Annotated in this window: 13 protein-coding genes; 10 read left to right on the top strand and 3 right to left on the bottom strand. The window is 42.0% G+C overall.

Going from position 1 to position 16,031, the window contains the following annotated elements; genetic code table 11:
• Positions 1-49 precede the first annotated feature (49 nt).
• From J7Q78_RS02655 to J7Q78_RS02625, 7 genes are all read left to right on the top strand, one after another.
• Positions 50-397, top strand: a complete 348-nt coding sequence (locus tag J7Q78_RS02655) for a DUF1831 domain-containing protein (protein ID WP_208422375.1) — start codon at positions 50-52, stop codon at positions 395-397.
• A 181-nt stretch (positions 398-578) separates the two neighbouring features.
• Positions 579-1,718 carry a tRNA 2-thiouridine(34) synthase MnmA gene (gene mnmA, locus J7Q78_RS02650; RefSeq protein WP_154242149.1) on the top strand — a complete coding sequence of 380 codons (1,140 nt, stop codon included), beginning with the start codon at positions 579-581 and terminating at the stop codon, positions 1,716-1,718.
• A gap of 277 nt (positions 1,719-1,995) precedes the next feature.
• Positions 1,996-3,330, top strand: coding sequence for an FAD-dependent oxidoreductase (locus J7Q78_RS02645; protein ID WP_208422374.1), 1,335 nt, complete (start codon positions 1,996-1,998; stop codon positions 3,328-3,330).
• Positions 3,331-3,551: 221 nt separating this feature from the next.
• Positions 3,552-4,211, top strand: a complete 660-nt coding sequence (locus tag J7Q78_RS02640) for a histidine phosphatase family protein (RefSeq protein ID WP_208422373.1) — start codon at positions 3,552-3,554, stop codon at positions 4,209-4,211.
• Positions 4,212-4,222: 11 nt separating this feature from the next.
• Positions 4,223-4,882: a tetratricopeptide repeat protein gene (locus tag J7Q78_RS02635; protein ID WP_208422372.1), complete on the top strand. Its 660-nt coding sequence runs from the start codon at positions 4,223-4,225 to the stop codon at positions 4,880-4,882.
• Positions 4,883-4,885: 3 nt separating this feature from the next.
• The gene (gene recD2 / locus J7Q78_RS02630; RefSeq protein ID WP_208422371.1) at positions 4,886-7,402 is read left to right on the top strand and encodes an SF1B family DNA helicase RecD2; all 2,517 of its coding nucleotides are present in this window, start codon (positions 4,886-4,888) and stop codon (positions 7,400-7,402) included.
• A gap of 43 nt (positions 7,403-7,445) precedes the next feature.
• Positions 7,446-8,657 (top strand): GNAT family N-acetyltransferase, encoded by a 1,212-nt coding sequence (locus J7Q78_RS02625; RefSeq protein ID WP_154242144.1) that lies wholly within the window; start codon positions 7,446-7,448, stop codon positions 8,655-8,657.
• Positions 8,658-8,796: 139 nt separating this feature from the next.
• On the opposite strand, the gene J7Q78_RS02620 is transcribed toward J7Q78_RS02625, so the two are convergent.
• The 3 genes from J7Q78_RS02620 to J7Q78_RS02610 all read right to left on the bottom strand — a co-directional run bounded on the left by J7Q78_RS02620 (position 8,797) and on the right by J7Q78_RS02610 (position 11,779).
• Positions 8,797-9,744: a diacylglycerol/lipid kinase family protein gene (locus J7Q78_RS02620; RefSeq protein ID WP_208422370.1), complete on the bottom strand. Its 948-nt coding sequence runs from the start codon at positions 9,742-9,744 to the stop codon at positions 8,797-8,799.
• Positions 9,745-9,873: 129 nt separating this feature from the next.
• A complete protein-coding gene (rnjA, locus tag J7Q78_RS02615; RefSeq protein ID WP_154242142.1) occupies positions 9,874-11,562 on the bottom strand; it encodes a ribonuclease J1 in 1,689 nt (562 codons plus the stop codon).
• 4 nt (positions 11,563-11,566) lie between these two features.
• A complete protein-coding gene (locus J7Q78_RS02610) occupies positions 11,567-11,779 on the bottom strand; it encodes a DNA-directed RNA polymerase subunit epsilon (protein WP_154242141.1) in 213 nt (70 codons plus the stop codon).
• Between the two features lie 196 nt (positions 11,780-11,975).
• Here J7Q78_RS02610 and J7Q78_RS02605 point away from each other — a divergent pair, with 196 nt between their 5' ends.
• Genes J7Q78_RS02605 through J7Q78_RS02595 form a run of 3 tightly spaced genes read left to right on the top strand, consistent with a single transcriptional unit; the run spans position 11,976 to position 15,985 of the window.
• Complete coding sequence (locus tag J7Q78_RS02605; protein WP_208422369.1) at positions 11,976-12,461, top strand: hypothetical protein; 486 nt, start codon at positions 11,976-11,978, stop codon at positions 12,459-12,461.
• 28 nt (positions 12,462-12,489) lie between these two features.
• Positions 12,490-14,229, top strand: coding sequence for an ABC transporter ATP-binding protein (locus tag J7Q78_RS02600; protein WP_208422368.1), 1,740 nt, complete (start codon positions 12,490-12,492; stop codon positions 14,227-14,229).
• The gene (locus J7Q78_RS02595; RefSeq protein ID WP_208422367.1) at positions 14,216-15,985 is read left to right on the top strand and encodes an ABC transporter ATP-binding protein; all 1,770 of its coding nucleotides are present in this window, start codon (positions 14,216-14,218) and stop codon (positions 15,983-15,985) included. The genes J7Q78_RS02600 and J7Q78_RS02595 overlap by 14 nt, the downstream gene beginning before the upstream one ends.
• Positions 15,986-16,031 lie beyond the last annotated feature (46 nt).

Raw genomic sequence — 16,031 nt, 5'->3', positions numbered from 1 at the left:
TACGTGCTTATGCTAAAATAGACTTATTCAGTGTATGGAGGTTCGGCAGATGGCTTTATTAAAAACAACAGCAACGGTTCTTGGGAGTGAGGTTCAATATCGACTCAACCCCGCCGTAAAAAAATATACATTAAGAGATGTTGGCTTTGTGCCTACAAATAATGGTAATTTTCAAATGGAACGCCCATTAGATCCTAATTCACCATTTAACAGTGCCATCAAGTTAAAGATGACAATTGGCAAAGACTTACAAACGTTGAAGATGTCAGTAACATCGCCAGATGGCCTACATCCAGTCGACATTTTCAAGAGTGACAAGAATGCTGAAAACGTTGAACAGTTTAATTTTATTATTGATAATTTAGTGGCTCGTGATGTGTTAATTAAAGAAGGCTAAATGCCGGTTTAAGAGCGGTTTACCAGGAAATTGATGGGTAAACCGCTTTTTTGCGTTTAACTTATGAAAAGTGAGTGTTTTAGTTTGAAATATTAACCAAGCTTGTTATAATGGTAGTTACTGGAATTCACGACCTTCAAATCGTAGAAAACTAGAATCTATTTGAAATGATGGTGATAGTGTGGTTGACCACAGTAATACACGCGTCGTCGTTGGTATGAGCGGCGGGGTAGATTCATCAGTCACAGCCTTATTGTTAAAGCAACAAGGTTATGATGTGATTGGTGTTTTCATGAAAAATTGGGACGATACAGATGAAAATGGGGTCTGTACCGCAACGGAAGATTATGAGGATGTTGCCAAAGTTGCTTCTAAAATTGGCATTCCTTATTATTCCGTTAACTTCGAAAAAGAATATTGGGACCGCGTGTTCGAGTACTTCTTAGACGAATACAAGCACGGCAGAACGCCTAATCCAGACGTCATGTGCAACAAAGAAGTGAAGTTCAAGGCTTTCTTAGACTACGCAATGGAATTAGACGCCGATTTCATCGCCATGGGCCACTATGCGCAGATTGAGCGTGACGATAACGGCATCGCCCACATGTTGCGTGGCGGTGATAGCAATAAAGACCAAACGTACTTCTTGAGTGCCCTTTCGCAAGATCAATTACAAAAATCAATGTTCCCAATTGGGCACATGCAAAAAGCAGAAGTTCGTCGTTTAGCCGAAGAAGCTGGCTTAGCAACTGCTAAGAAGAAAGATTCTACGGGGATTTGCTTTATCGGTGAACGGAATTTCAAACAATTCCTAAGTGAATATTTACCAGCACAACCCGGTAAGATGATGACTGTCGATGGCCTTGAAAAAGGAACGCATGACGGTTTAATGTACTATACGATTGGTCAGCGCTCTGGTCTTGGTATCGGTGGCGGTGGTCAGTCAAATGACCCATGGTTTGTCGTTGGAAAAGATTTAGACAAGAATATTTTATATGTTGGTCAAGGCTACCATAATGAATTACTTTATGCAGATCAACTAGATGCAAGTAATATTTCTTGGATTACCCCAGTTGATCACGGAACCGATTTTCATTGCACAGCGAAGTTCCGTTATCGTCAACAAGATGTCGGCGTAACAGTACACATGACATCAAAGACAACTGCAACGGTTGTCTTTGATGATCCAGTGCGCGCCATTACCCCTGGTCAAGCGGTTGTCTTTTATGACGGTGCAGAATGTTTAGGTGGCGGCACAATCGATGTGGCATACAAGGCTGCTAATGATAATGCTGATATGAAAGTATTACAATATGTCTAATTAAATTATTAAAAGTGCTGATAAATTAACGTTTATCGGCACTTTTTTTATGATTTTGCTTAATAAGAAGGCAATGTTTTTTAGAATAAAATCACAATATCATGTTCAAAACATAAGCAGTGGTTCATTTTAAATTGTGAAATTAATTTAATAGCCGGAAGCGATTGACTTTTTAAAACTGAATGGCGTACAATATAGTCACGTGCTAGTTGCGTAATATTTCACAAATTTTCAACGATTAAATGTCGTTTTTTGGATATTTCTAGGAGGTAACATGATGAAAGTAGCAGTTATTGGTTGTACACACGCAGGGACTTTTGCAACCCAAGCAACATTGGCGGAACATCCTGATTGGGATGTAACGGTTTATGAAACACACGACAATTTATCATTCCTATCATGTGGGATTGCCCTTTGGGTAGGTGGCCACGTCACCGAACCTCAGAAAATGTTCTATTCAAATCCAGAAATGTTAGCTCAAGCAGGCGCCCACATGAAAATGCAACATACTGTTTTAGAAGCTGATTTAGACCAAAAAAAATTACGTGTTAAGAACCTAGTGACAGAAGAAGAAACAACCGAAAAATTCGATAAAATTATTGTGACCACGGGTTCAGCACCAGTGATTCCACCAATCGAAGGGATTGACAATCCAAATGTCAAACTCTGCAAAAACTGGAATCATGCTAATGAATTGAAAAAAAGTGCCCCAGATGTGCAGAGTGTTATCGTGATTGGTTCAGGTTACATCGGTGCTGAATTGGCAGAAGCCTATGCAACCATTGGCAAGCAAGTGACATTAATTGATGCGTTACCACACGCACTTGGCAAGAACTTTGATCCTAATATCTCCGAAATTGTGGAACAGGATTACCGTGATCATGGCGTGACGTTGGCCCTCAGTGAAAAAGTGGTCAGCTTCTCAGGCACTGATCAAGTAACGGTTAAGACGGATAAGAACGAATATACAGCAGATATGGCAATTTTATGTGTTGGGTTCCGCCCCAACACTGGTCTTTTCAAAGGACAAGTTGATATGTTAGGTAACGGCGCTATCTTAACGGATGAATATATGCAAACTTCTGTTAAAGACGTTTATGCGGCCGGTGATTCAGCAGCTGTTCATTATAACCCAACGCAAAAAGCGGATTACATTCCTTTGGCAACAAATGCAGTTCGCCAAGGGCTCTTGATTGGCCGCAATATTGAAACACCAACTGAAAAATATATGGGCACCCAAGCAACATCTGCCGTTGAATTATTTGGACGCACCTACGCAGGTAGTGGTCTAACGGTTGAAGGGGCCAAAGCACGTGGGATTGAAGTTGCGACAACCACCTTAGAACAAGATTACCGTCCAGATTTTATGCCATCGACGACCCCCGTCTTGATGAACTTAACGTGGGATCCGAAGACGCGGCAAGTTTTAGGTGGCTCATTCACAAGTATGTATGACATTGCCCAAGCTGCCAACATCATCTCAATGGCAATTCAAACAAAGATGACGATTGATCAATTGGCGATGGTGGATATGTTCTTCCAGCCAAACTATGACCAACCGGTCAATTACGTCAATGCGATTGCAATGCAAGCTGTCGCTGAAAGTAAATAAAGTGTACGATTTAGAGCCGATTATGCATCGCGGGTTAATCGGGAAGTTGTGAGCCCAATTAGCTTGATGAATAGCTCAAACCGCTCGGATAAAATTTTTTATCCGAGCGGTTTTTTTGATGGCGTTTTACCGGGAAAAATGCTGCTTTATTAATCGATTGACTTGAATTTACCGCATAACTCTTTCATAATGAAAAGTAAGTTATTTTAAGGAGAAAACGCATGACAACCTTATATTTAATTCGCCACGGTAAGACTGAATGGAATTTGGAAGGTCGCTATCAAGGTGCTCATGGTGATTCACCGTTATTAGCCAGTAGTTACGTTGAAATTGAGGAATTGGCCCATTTCTTAAAACCGATTCATTTTGACCATTTATATACAAGTCCGTTAAAACGTACACGGGAAACCTCTATAACGCTAAAACGCGATTTAGGGCAGGATTTTCCGATTACGGTTGTTGAGGCGCTTCACGAATTCAATCTGGGTTTAATGGAAGGGATGCGCTTTACGGAAGTAGAAAAACAATACCCCGCAATCGTGAAGGCCTTTCGAGAGGCCCCAGCTGACTATGATCCAACTGAAATTAAAGGAGAAACGTTTGAACAAGTGATTGCGCGTACGACACAGGCGATTGATACGATTGTTAAGGCGGCTCAGCCGGATGATCATATTTTAATTGTCAGTCATGGGGCCGCAATGGTTGCGATGATCCAATCACTTTTGAAGACCCCTCTCGCTCAGGTCCGCAAAGACGGTGGGGTAACGAATTCGTCGGTGACAACGCTGACAACTGATAATCAAGGAGCATCGTTTAACCTTGTAAAATGGAACGATACCCATTTTTTGAGTAAGCAATTATCAACAACAGATACGATATAGGAGATGATCACGTGCAATCAATTCTAGCAAAGTGGGCTGCTGGCGACCACGAAGCCGCTGTTAAAGCCCTCGTACAATATTTACAGGATCACCCAGAAGATATTGAAGCCTATGTTACCCTTGCAACGTTTTTAACGACCCTTAAAGATTTTGAACAAGCCGAAACCCTTTTGCAAAAAGCATTGACGCAATTTCCTCAAGATGCTGCATTGACTTATGCATTAGGAACACTTTATTATCAAGCAGAGGCCTATCAACAAGCGGTGCCATTGTTCATGCAGCTGGTACAAGACTCACAGTCGCCCGATGCACAGTATATGCTTGCACAGACGTATCATCAACTTGAACAAAATCCACGGGCCTTGGCGTTTGCGTTGACCGTTCAAGAACAAGAACCCGATCAATTGGACGCTAATCTTTTAGTGGGCGATATTTTGACGAGTTTGGGTGATTTTGATCAAGCCCAGACTTACCTAAAAAAAGCGTTGACCATTGCGCCTCAAAATGGTGAGGTATTATTTAAATATGGCTTGACACAACTGGTTTTAGGCGCTGATAGTGAGCCTTATTTCGAACAAGCCAAGCACTATGCACCAGATTATTTTAAGAAAAACAAACAACAATTAATTGATATTGAAGGCTTCATGCAGGCTAAAAAGCAAAAAAAATAAGGGATGGCGATTGTGGATATAGCAAAGACAGACGAAACCAAACCAACAGTCACGGGGACCGTCCAGAGTATTTTCTATGAGAGTCCGGATAATTTTTTCAAAATTCTTCTTGTTAAAGTAGCGCATAAGACGATTGACTGGCCCGAACCAGAAATTGTGGTGACCGGGAGTTTTGGTGACATCAAAGAAGATGAACGCTACACTTTCTACGGGAAAGTCGTCACGCATCCTAAATATGGCAAGCAATTCCAAGCCGATAATTACCAAGTAGACCAACCAACGACCAAGGCTGGCTTAGTCGCTTATTTGTCTGGCGAAAAATTTACGGGGATTGGGCAGAAAACGGCCGAAAAAATCGTCGATGCCCTAGGAATTGACGCGATTGACAAAATATTAGCTGATCCAACGGTATTAGCCCCCTTGGGACTAAATGCGAAGAAACAAGCACAACTTGTTGAAACATTGACGATCAATAATGGTATGGAGCAGATTATTATCGGCTTAAATAACTACGGTTTTGGCAGTTCGATGGCCTATAACATCTATCAGACCTATCATGAAGACACGCTGAAAGTTATCCAAGAAAATCCGTACCAACTCGTAGCTGACATTACTGGGATTGGCTTTAAACGTGCGGACAATTTGGCAGAATCACTCGGATTTGCCGCTGATTCAGCCGTCCGGGTACAAGGGGCGTTAATGCAAGCGTTAAATGAGCTGACCAATCAAGCAGGGGACACCTACACCCAGGCTAAGCCATTGTTGGCAGCTAGTATTGAGCTGATGGAAAAAGCCCGCAATGTCGCGATTGACCCGAACCTAGTCGCTGAACAACTGATGGCCCTCGCGCACGATGGGAAAGTTGTTGGCGATGAGAACCGTATCTATCCGAATGGACTATTTAATGCCGAATGGCAAATTGCGAACCATTTAATGCGAATTGAAAATGAACGTGATCAGCTCAGCTATCCCAAACATGATTTAGATCAAGAAATCCGCCACCTTGAAAAACGTTTCAAGATGACATACGATGATGTGCAACAAGAAGCGATTAAACTCGCAATGACCCACCGGGCGTTCTTATTGACTGGGGGCCCCGGTACTGGGAAAACAACGATTATTAATGGGATTGTGACGTTGTATGCTGAATTAAATGGTCTCTCATTAGACATTAGTGAATATAAAGACACACCGTTTCCGATTCTATTGGCCGCCCCAACAGGCCGTGCCGCCAAGCGAATGAGTGAAACGACGGGGTTGCCTGCTAGTACAATTCATCGTTTACTCGGGATTACCGGCCGGGAAAATAATCCGGATGTTTCGGGCAATAAAGAACTTGAAGGGGGCTTGTTAATTATCGATGAAATGTCGATGGTCGATACTTACTTGTTCCGTTCATTACTCCGGGCTGTGCCAAGTCATATGCAAGTTGTATTAGTTGGGGACAAGGATCAATTGCCGTCAGTCGGGGCTGGGCAAGTCTTTTTTGATTTATTGCAAAGTAACGTTATTCCGGCAGTCGAGTTACAACGGATCTACCGGCAAGACGATCAATCAACGATCATTCCGTTGGCCCATGAGATTAATCAGGGACAACTCCCAGCAGATTTATTAAAGCCGCAAAAAGACCGTAGCTTCATCCAATGTAATCCTTATCAGATTGAATCGGTCATTGAACAAGTCGTCACTAAAGCGAAGGCGCGTGGCTTTGAAACAAAGGACATTCAAGTGTTAGCCCCAATGTATAAGGGTTCAGCTGGAATTGATCAATTGAATCCGATGATTCAAAATATCATGAATCCGAAACTAGATGATCGAAAAAAACAAGTCAGCATTGGGAACGTCCATTACCGAATTGGCGATAAAGTGCTACACCTGGTTAATAGTCCAGAGCAAAATGTGTTTAACGGTGAAATCGGGCAGATTACAGGGATTACTTATGCTAAAAAAAGTGCGGACAAGGTTGATGAGATTACAATTGCGTTTGATAGTGCGGAAGTGACCTATAAACGGAGTGAGTGGCATAAAATTACATTGGCTTACTGTACGTCAATTCATAAGGCACAAGGATCGGAATTTGAAATGGTGATTTTGCCATTGGTTAATCAGTATCAGCGAATGTTGAAACGAAACTTGCTATACACGGCGGTAACGCGGGCCAAGTCGTTATTGATTTTGATTGGCGAACCGAGTGCTTTTCAAAAAGCGGCCCAAGAACTTTCAGCCAATCGGCAAACGACATTGAAAGAACGGCTCCAAAGTGTTTTCAAAGGTGAACAACTCAGCGCAGCCATTAAGACGGCCAGTGTGGGGCAAGCGGAAGCCAAACCCACTGCTACCCAACCAACGCCAGAAACAGCTGTTGATGAACAATTGAACTTAGTACCAGAAGATGACGTGATTCAAGAAACGCCAATCAGTTATGTTTTAACACCAACGATTTTAACGCAACAACAAGTAGATCCAATGATTGGGATGACCGGGCTGACACCGTACGATTTTATGCCGAAATCGAAATAGTGTATAATAGGTTAAATAACTAACAAAAAAATGAGGCGAAATAATGGTTGATCAGCGATCTAATTTAGAGATTAGACCCGTGACAATTGAGCATTTAGAACAATTTAATGATTTATTACGGTATGTCTTTCAAGTAACCGATCAAGAAGTTTCTGATAGTGGTTACGAAGAAGGCGAGCTAGAACGCGCCAAACGGCCTGTATTAGAAAAATCTGACGTTATTGGATGGTTTAATGGTGACGAACTAATTTCGCAATTAGCCATCTACCATTGCCGGGTGAATATTCATGGTCAGGTATTTAATATGGGGGGCTTGACAGGTGTTGGGACTTACCCAGAATATGCAGGGCACGGATTGATGCACGACTTGGTGAAAGTCGGGTTGAACAAGATGCGTGAGAATAAGCAATGGATTTCGTATTTATATCCATACAGTATTCCGTTTTATCGTAAGAAAGGGTGGGAGATTATGTCAGATCACCTGACTTATGATATTCGGGATAGCCAATTGCCTAAACAACGGCCGGTAAATGGGCACGTGGAACGGCTTGACATTGACGATGAAGACGTGATTAAAACGTACCAACGATTTGCACTGAAGAATCACGGCGCAATGATTCGTAACGAACTGAATTGGGATGAATATTGGCGTTGGGAAAATGAAGAAGAACGGATTGCCGGTGTTTATTACGATGAGAATGAACAACCCACGGGCTACGTTTTATACTGGATTGCAAACGAAGTCTTCCATATTAAGGAAATGATTTATCTCAATCAAGAAGCGCGGATCGGCCTATGGAACTTTATTGGAGCGCACTATTCGATGATTGAACATGTCAAAGGCAATCTGTATCAAGATGAGCCAATTACGTTTTTACTTGAAGATGGTGACATTGAACAGACCATTAAGCCATATTTCATGGCACGAATTGTTGATGTTCGCGAGTTCTTGTTGGCGTATCCGTTTGAAACCGATGGGCAAGCATTTCATATTGAATTAACCGATCCATTAGCTGAATGGAATAATGGCACGTTTGGCGTTTATTGGGATGACCAAGGCAAAGTGCAAGTAACTAACCGGCCAGTGGGCGAACCCATCAAATGCGATATCCAGACACTAACGACGATGCTGATGAGCTATCGACGACCATCATATTTGGCGAAGATTGAAAGACTTCAAGCAAATCGGCAAGCACTAAAAAATCTTGAGAACATTATTCCAATGGATCAGCCCTACTTTTCAGATTACTTCTAAAGCAGGACTGCTGCGCGTTGGTTATAACCGTGAAATGGTGTTCTGGTAATGCTTAGTATGATGCCGTTTTAGAAAAAATGACTCAAAAAAAACGCACGTTAAAAGGCGATGCCCCCATCTGGAGACATCGCCTTTTTTGTTATGCCTTATTTAACCAAAATGCTTGAGTTCGAAGACTATAGTGAATGTCAAACGTCCGAGTACCGAGTTCTTCACCATCCATCTGGCCGAATTCTAAGGTCTTCGTTTGAATTGCTAAATCGGTTCCTTCAAAATGATGCACTGCTTGATAACGGGTATGCCGGCCAAACAGCATCATCACAAAAAGATAGCTAAAGAAAAAGGGATTCAGTTTCTCAATGACAATCAAATCGAGTTGATGATTGTCGACCGTCGCGCTTGGCATGATGGGCACCCCACCGCCAAAATAGGGATGGTTAGTGGTTGTTACTAAAAAACCGCGCTTAAAATAATGGGTTTGATGATCGGCTGTGACGGTAACTTCAAATGCATCTTGGTGCATGAAGGCCTTGACTAACGAACTGATGTAAGCTAATGAGCCCAAGTGCAGTCGATTCAAAAGGCGCTTATGGTTTGAGTGATTGGTGGTACTAACTACGTTGGCATCAAAACCAATTCCGACATTGTTAACGAAGTAACCATGGTCATTTTTGGTTGTGTCATGATAATAACCTAAATCGATGGCCGTTGGCGTTGTAGCCGATAAGATTTGTTGAAGTGCGGTCAATGGATCACGACTAATGCCGACCCCACGAGCGAAGTCATTACCTGAACCACAAGGGATATAAGCAATTGGAATATCACCGCGTTGGGCATTTTGGAGGCCATTAATAGCTTGATTGAGTGTCCCATCGCCACCAATAATTAATAAAATTTGATCCGTGTACTTAAATTTTGCGAATTGAAAGGCTAATTGGGTTGTATGACCTGCGTAGTGGGAGAGTTGGAGGTCATAGTGAATTTGTTTTTGCTTTAATTGCGCTTCAATTTTAGGCCAGATCATTGCTGCCTGACCGGTACCGGCAACTTGATTTAAAATGATATAAAAACGGGGATTGGAGGGCATGAACAAGCCGCCTTTCAGAAAATTTAATCTGTTGTATATTATAGCGGTTTTTACTAAATGTTGACAATAAAAAATTACGTTAGACGATAAAAAAAGCGCCCAGTCATTATGACTGGGCGCAAAAGCTAACTATTCTGTACTCTGAATGATCATTGGTAAAATCATTGGGCGGCGTTCTGTTTTTTCGAACAAGAAGTCCTGTAAGCCATCAATGATTGCTTCCCGGACTTGGTTTTCAGTAACCTTATCGTTTGCGTTAAACGTATTGACAATCATTCGGAACACTCGGCGTTGGGCTTCACTAATCAGTTCACCTGATTCACGCATGTAGACAAAACCACGCGAGAGAATATCAGGACCAGCGAGAATGTTCTTAGCACCAAAGTTAATGGTAGCTACCACCACCACTAAGCCTTCTTCAGAGAGCATTTTCCGATCGCGTAAAACGACATTGCCGATATCACCAATCCCGTTACCATCAACATAAACATCTTCGGCACTAAAGTGACCAGCAACCCGTGCTGAGTCGGAAGTTAGTGCTAAAACATCACCGTTTTCAAGAATAAAACAGTTATCAGGTGCCACACCACATTGTTGGGCGAGTTCCGTGTGGATTTTTTGCATCCGGTATTCACCGTGACATGGCATGAAATACTTCGGTTTAATCAAACGAAGCATTAATTTTTGTTCTTCTTGACCACCGTGACCTGAAGTATGAATGTTATTCACTTTACCATGAATTACTTCAGCACCGGCTTCTGAAAGCTTGTTAATCACATGGTTAACGCTCATTGTATTGCCAGGAATTGGATTACTTGAGAAGACAACGGTATCACCAGGTTGGATCGAAATCTGACGATGGGTTCCGTTGGCAATTCGGCTTAAAGCAGCCATTGGTTCACCCTGAGACCCTGTACATAGAATCATTACTTTGTCGGCGGGTAACGAATTTAATTCATTGGCATCGACTAAAGCTTCATCGGGAATGTTTAAATAGCCGAGTTCACGTCCATTAACAACGGCCGCTTCCATACTACGACCAAAGACAGCAATCTTACGCCCGTTGGCAATCGCAGCATCAGTGGCTTGTGAGACCCGCGAAATATTAGAAGCAAATGTTGCGAAGATAATTCGACCTTCGATGCGTTCTACAATATGGCGGATTGAAGTCCCAACGAAACGCTCAGACTTTGTAAAGTTGGGCACTTCAGCATTGGTACTATCGGACATTAAACATAAAACGCCTTCCTCACCCAAACGCGCCATTTTTTGAAGATTGGGGGAAGGTTGATTACCAACGGGGGTCAAATCAAACTTAAAGTCCCCAGTTTCAACGATTACCCCTTGAGGTGTGTGAACTGCCACGCCTAAAGTATCAGGAATTGAATGGGTAGTCCGGAAAAAATCAACACTTGTTTTGCGGAATTTAAGGACGGTATCTTCGTTTAGTTCGTGTAATTCTGTTGACCGCAAAAGGCCGTGTTCTTCTAACTTACCGCGAATTAATGCTAGTGCTAATGGACCAGCGTAAACGGGTACGTTAGGAACTTGTTGTAAGAAGTAAGGTAGACCACCAATATGATCTTCATGCCCATGGGTAATGACGAGGGCTTTGATTTTTTGTTGGTTCTTTTGAAGGTATTGATAATCTGAAATAACATAATCAATGCCTAAGAGTTCGTCTTCAGGGAATTTAATGCCGGCATCAATCACGATAATTTCGTCTTGGAATTGAACACCATACATATTTTTACCGATTTCACCCAGTCCCCCTACAGCGAAAACGGCGGTTTCATTATTCTTAATATCGAGTTTCATTTAATTAAAACTCCGTTAATTTAAAATCTTCTGATTCTTGTTCAAAAGCAAGGTGTTTGCCAGATAATTCTTGTACAAATTCAATATTGTAGGGAGTATTGTCTTCAACAAGTTGTCGTGCTTTAACGGCATTGTCTGCTTCTAAATAAATCGATTTGGTTGCCTCGCGTAGAGGACTTTGGGTTTTGTCTGCTTGGAAAAGTACTTTATAAATCAATTGTAAGACTCCTTTATTATTCATCATAGTTTTAAACGAAAGATTAACCGTCCAGGGGTTGATTACTCAACATTTAAGAATATTCTAGCATATCTTTTCGGTAAAGTATACATTGAGCGATGTGCTCTAGATAGCGTGTTTGCTTCGATTCAGTTATAATTGTTATATTAGTGAGCAATGGAAGTGAGGGATTGTTATGTTAATTTGGTTGTCAGTCGTTATTATTGTTGCCTTAGCCCTTTTATTAACCTGGTTAATTAAGCGATTACGCCGACAAAGAGCGACGCGGATTTTACAACACAGTAGTCAAGAAATTGCGGATGAAATTGCAACGGTGGCTTATCAGAAAATGCAAGCGAGTCAACCGGATTTTTTTGCCCCCCAAGCCAAATTGGTTTCGAACCTGCCCACTGAAATTTGGGGCAATAATGTAATGGTCTTCGAATACCAAGTACCCATCCGCCAAACGTCATCAGCACTAAAGGATATCGCAGTCGCAATTGAGGAGCAACTTAATGAGGTAGCTTACCAACGGCGGATTGCCTCCGTTAGTCCACGTTATCCAGCATTACTAGTGACTGACGTGTGGTTTTTAGAAGAGCGCTTACATTTTGATGTTGCTTTTATTGTCAATCGCGAAACAATCGAGTATGTCAAAGATATGGCTCAAGTAGAAGATTAAATTTGGAATTTAGAAGGAGTTTGCACCGATGAAATTAATGTGGCGCTATACAATCCGGTATAAAAAATTACTATTTTGGAATTTTATTTGCGTATTGGGATTTATTCTCATCGAATTAGGATTACCAACTTTATTAGGACAAATTATTGACAAAGGGATTAATCAAAATACTTTTGGCCCTGTTTGGCAATTTGGTTTATTGATGGTCGGCATCTCTTTGATCGGACTAATTGGTTTAATTGGCTTGGCCTATACAGGTAGCAAGTTAACGACCAATATCGTTCGTGATATTCGGAAGGATATTTTTAAACAAACCATGCAGTTTTCACACAGTGAGTACGGCGAGTTTGGTGTGTCTTCGTTGATTACCCGGACCACAAATGATGCGTTCCAAGTGATGCAATTTATGACGCAAGTGTTGCGGACGGGTTTCATGACACCGATGATGATTGTCGCTAGTGCTTTCATGATCGTGCGGACAAGCCAATCGTTATCGTGGATTGTGTTCGCAGCCATCCCAATTTTGTTAGCAGGAGTTGTTTTGATTGGACGCGTTTCCGAACCGATGTCGACAGAACAGCAAAAAAATCTGGATGCAATTAACCTGAATCTCCGTGAGAACTTGACTGGGATTCGGGTCATTCGGGCATTTGTGCGGGAACAATTCCAGAAATTACGCTTTAGAAAAGTGAATGATGATTATAGTCAGAGCTCAATTCGGCTATTTACGTTGGTGGCTTTAGCACAACCGGGTTTTTCATTCATCTTTAACATCGTTTTCGTCTTAATCATTTGGCAAGGGGCTGTTCAAATTGACGGTGGTCACTTGGCGGTTGGGACGTTGATTGCATTTATCGAGTATATTTTCCATGTGCTGTTTTCGTTTATGTTATTTGCCAGTGTCTTCATGATGTATCCGCGGGCTGCTGTTTCAGCTGAACGAATTGAAAAAATTCTGAACGCGCCCATTAATATTACTGAAAAAGAAGATGGGGTAACAACCACTGACTCACAAGGTGAATTGGTGTTTGAGAATGTATCCTTTGCTTATCCAGGCCCGACTGAAAGTCCTGTCGTTCGGGATGTGACGTTTGAAGCTCATCCGGGGGAAACGGTCGCCTTTATTGGAAGTACCGGCAGTGGTAAGTCGACGTTGATTCAATTGATTCCGCGCTTTTTTGATGTAACGCGTGGCGCAATTAAGCTCGACGGGTATGATGTCCGTGATTATCAACTCAAGGCGTTGCGCCAAAAGATTGGTTTTATTCCGCAAAAAGCGGTGTTGTTTACCGGAACAATTGCGGAGAACTTGCGTTATGGGAATCCAAATGCAACTGATGATGAATTGTGGACAGCTTTGAAAATTGCCCAATCAGATACCTTTGTTGCTGAAAAACCAGACGGCTTACAGACTTATTTAGCTGAAGGTGGGAGTAATTTATCGGGTGGTCAAAAGCAACGCTTGGCAATTGCAAGAGCGATCGTTCGGCGGCCAGCGCTTTATATATTTGATGATAGTTTTTCAGCATTAGATTATAAAACGGATGCAGCATTACGTAGTGCGTTGAAGTCAATTACCAAAGAAACAACGGTGCTGATTGTGGCCCAACGTGTTGGCACTATCATGAATGCTGATCGGATTGTTGTCTTAAATGAAGGCCAAGTGGTTGGTATTGGGACGCATCGTGAATTATTAAGCGATAACGAGATTTATCGAGCAATTGCGGCATCACAGTTATCACAGGAGGAACTCAATGAAGAATATTAGAGAACTTAAACGGCTAATGCGCTACATTGGGCCGTATCAAGTGACATTTTGGCTGGCCATTACTGCCACCGTCATTTCGGTGCTTGCTAATGCACTGTGGCCAGTTATTATGGGGCTGGCCATTACTGAAATTAGTCGTAATTTAGCACAACATGTTGCGATTAATTTTAGTTATATCACAAAAGTCATTGCGCTGATTCTGAGTTTTGCGCTGTTATATCAAGTGACGATGTTTTTAGGCTCGTTTTGGATGACCCGATCTGTTCAACGGGCCATGCGCGATTTGCGGCGCGATATTGACTTGCAAATTAATGCGCTACCAGTTCGTTTTTTTGATTCGCAACAACAAGGTAATATCTTATCACGGGTGACCAATGACGTAGACGCGATTACAAATGCCCTACAACAGAGCTTAATTCAAGTTGTAACTTCTATTTTGGGCATTATCACGGCCGTTATCATGATGATTACGATCAATATCTGGATGGCGCTTTTATCATTGATAATGATTCCAGCATCATTATTGATTTCAAGGCGAATCATCCAGAAATCGCAACCGTATTTTAAGGGGCAACAAAATACGTTAGGTGAAATGAACGGGTTCGTCCAAGAAAATTATGGTGGTTTCAGTGTTTTGAAACTATATGGACAAGAAGAACGAGCGATTGCTGATTTTGCAGAAATTACGGATCGTTTGACGGATTATGGCTTCAAGGCTGCCTTTGTTTCAGGCTTGATGATGCCATTAGTTGGGCTAACGACGAATATGACATACGCTGGGATGGCAACATTAGGCGGTTATTACGTCTTACACGGTGTTATTTCCGTAGGTAATTTACAAGCTTTCATCCAGTACATTTGGCAAGTTAACCAACCGATTTCACAGATTACGCAGTTGTCCGGTGTGATTCAATCAGCCGCCGCGGCAACTGGTCGTGTATTTGAGATTTTAGATGAACCAATCGAAGCAACTGATAAGGAAACGGCCTCATTGCCAGCCGTTGTTCAAGGTAAAGTTGAATTTGATGATGTCAGTTTCAGCTATCATCCAGATAAGCCGTTGATTCGGCATTTGAACTTTACCGCTAATCCCGGTGACAAGGTAGCGATTGTTGGACCGACTGGTGCCGGGAAGACAACGATGATCAATTTGTTAATGCGCTTTTATGATGTCACTTCTGGAACCATTCGAATTGACGGGGTGGACACGAAGCAATTAAGTAAGCAACAAGTCCGTTCTCAATTTGGGATGGTACTTCAGGACGCTTGGTTATATCATGCTTCAATTACGGATAATATTCGTTTTGGGAAACTTGATGCGACAGAATACGAAGTTGTTGATGCGGCCAAAACAGCTAATGTTGATCATTTTATCCATACGCTACCAAATGGCTACCAAATGACCATTGATGAAGAAGCAAGTAACGTTTCGCTTGGGCAAAAGCAACTGTTGACGATTGCCCGGGCGGTAATCGCCGATCCAAAGATTTTAATCTTAGATGAGGCAACGAGCTCTGTTGATACACGCCTAGAAGGTTTATTGCAAAAAGCAATGGAAAAAGTAATGCAAGGGCGAACTAGTTTCGTAATTGCCCATCGCCTATCGACGATTCGCGATGCGGATTTGATTTTAGTGATGGAACATGGCCAAATTGTTGAGCAAGGCACCCATGATTCACTATTAGCAGACGGTGGCGTATATGCTAATTTATATAACAGTCAATTTGCTGATACACCAGAAGCTGCAAAAGCGTAAAAAAGCGTGCTTGAAATCTCTGTTAAAAGATTTCAAGCACGCTTTT

This window comes from Latilactobacillus fragifolii, assembly GCF_905332535.1.
Classification (GTDB): domain Bacteria; phylum Bacillota; class Bacilli; order Lactobacillales; family Lactobacillaceae; genus Latilactobacillus; species Latilactobacillus fragifolii.
Note: the sequence above shows the minus strand (reverse complement) of the source record. Positions and strands in the feature narration are given on the sequence as shown.

What these genes read in the sequence shown, in the direction of transcription:
- J7Q78_RS02605 (WP_208422369.1), top strand. Translation starts at nt 11,976, where the DNA reads ATGTTAATTTGGTTGTCAGTCGTTATTATTGTTGCCTTAGCCCTTTTA.
- recD2 (WP_208422371.1), top strand. Translation starts at nt 4,886, where the DNA reads ATGGCGATTGTGGATATAGCAAAGACAGACGAAACCAAACCAACAGTC.
- J7Q78_RS02655 (WP_208422375.1), top strand. Translation starts at nt 50, where the DNA reads ATGGCTTTATTAAAAACAACAGCAACGGTTCTTGGGAGTGAGGTTCAA.
- J7Q78_RS02645 (WP_208422374.1), top strand. Translation starts at nt 1,996, where the DNA reads ATGAAAGTAGCAGTTATTGGTTGTACACACGCAGGGACTTTTGCAACC.
- J7Q78_RS02600 (WP_208422368.1), top strand. Translation starts at nt 12,490, where the DNA reads ATGAAATTAATGTGGCGCTATACAATCCGGTATAAAAAATTACTATTT.
- J7Q78_RS02620 (WP_208422370.1), bottom strand. Translation starts at nt 9,744, where the DNA reads ATGCCCTCCAATCCCCGTTTTTATATCATTTTAAATCAAGTTGCCGGT.
- rnjA (WP_154242142.1), bottom strand. Translation starts at nt 11,562, where the DNA reads ATGAAACTCGATATTAAGAATAATGAAACCGCCGTTTTCGCTGTAGGG.
- J7Q78_RS02595 (WP_208422367.1), top strand. Translation starts at nt 14,216, where the DNA reads ATGAAGAATATTAGAGAACTTAAACGGCTAATGCGCTACATTGGGCCG.
- J7Q78_RS02625 (WP_154242144.1), top strand. Translation starts at nt 7,446, where the DNA reads ATGGTTGATCAGCGATCTAATTTAGAGATTAGACCCGTGACAATTGAG.
- J7Q78_RS02640 (WP_208422373.1), top strand. Translation starts at nt 3,552, where the DNA reads ATGACAACCTTATATTTAATTCGCCACGGTAAGACTGAATGGAATTTG.